This is a genomic window from Elstera litoralis (assembly GCF_000963705.1).
Lineage (GTDB): Bacteria > Pseudomonadota > Alphaproteobacteria > Elsterales > Elsteraceae > Elstera > Elstera litoralis.
The window spans coordinates 1-860 of sequence record NZ_LAJY01001010.1 but is presented as its reverse complement, the minus strand read 5'-3'; the positions used below and the strand labels follow the sequence as shown (position 1 = coordinate 860).

1 protein-coding gene and 1 pseudogene are annotated in these 860 nt (G+C 50.7%); both read right to left on the bottom strand.

Going from position 1 to position 860, the window contains the following annotated elements:
• Positions 1-168: 168 nt before the first annotated feature.
• Positions 169-414: pseudogene (locus VZ95_RS27755) on the bottom strand (HepT-like ribonuclease domain-containing protein); the annotation flags it as partial.
• A gap of 95 nt (positions 415-509) precedes the next feature.
• Entirely contained in the window at positions 510-800 is a 291-nt protein-coding gene (locus tag VZ95_RS21225) for a nucleotidyltransferase family protein (protein WP_045777636.1), read from the bottom strand.
• Between the last annotated feature and the right edge of the window lie 60 nt (positions 801-860).

Here is an 860-nt window from a genome sequence, read left to right as displayed (position 1 = left end):
CTGGCTCCAGCCTCATGACCTGCCCCAGAACTTAATAATCTCTCTCGTTCACCAAATTGTTGCTTGCTAGAATTTACTTAGGCCTGATGACGTCAAGATGCCTTAACATTAAAAATCACTAGATCAGAGAATATTTAAAAACAATTTTTTTAGAGATTATATTATCGATTAAAGTGCTGTTTTCGATATATTTATTATCAATTTAGGTAAGGCGGTCGTAACTGTTCGCCAAACGATTTCCAAATTCATATCAAAGTAACCATGCGCGATGCGGTTTCGCATTCCGCGCATGCTTCTCCAAGGAATATGGGGATGGGCTGCTGCGAAGTCGGGGTATTGATCCATGATCTTGGTGGCGGCTTCCCCAACGATGATAATGCTCATCACCACGGCCTGTTGCGTGCGTTTGTCCGCAAGGAAAGCCTCTTAGTCCAATCCCTCTAAGAAGCTGCACGCATTGGCGGCGGCTTCTCGGATATGGTCGAGATAATCGGTTAACCGACTGTCCGTCATAGAGGCTGAGCTTCCGCTAAAACCTTGGCGCGCACTTTCGGAGGCAAATCTTCGGGCGTCAGCAGATCGACCGATACCCCAAGCAGGTCCTCAAGGTCCACCTGTAAGCCGCCGAGATCGAAAAGGGTTGCCCCCGGCATCGCATCTACCAGCAAATCGAGATCGCTCCCTTCGTGATCCGTACCGTGCAGGGCCGACCCGAAGACACGCGGGTTCCGCGTCGGGAAACGACTGACAGCCTCCCGAATGGCATCACGATTTTGCGTCAAGGCGAGCGAGGGTTTCACTGCGAGCTCCGATCCTGTTGCCATCCTTATACGGGAAAAGACTGGTCCCCGGCAGAGGGT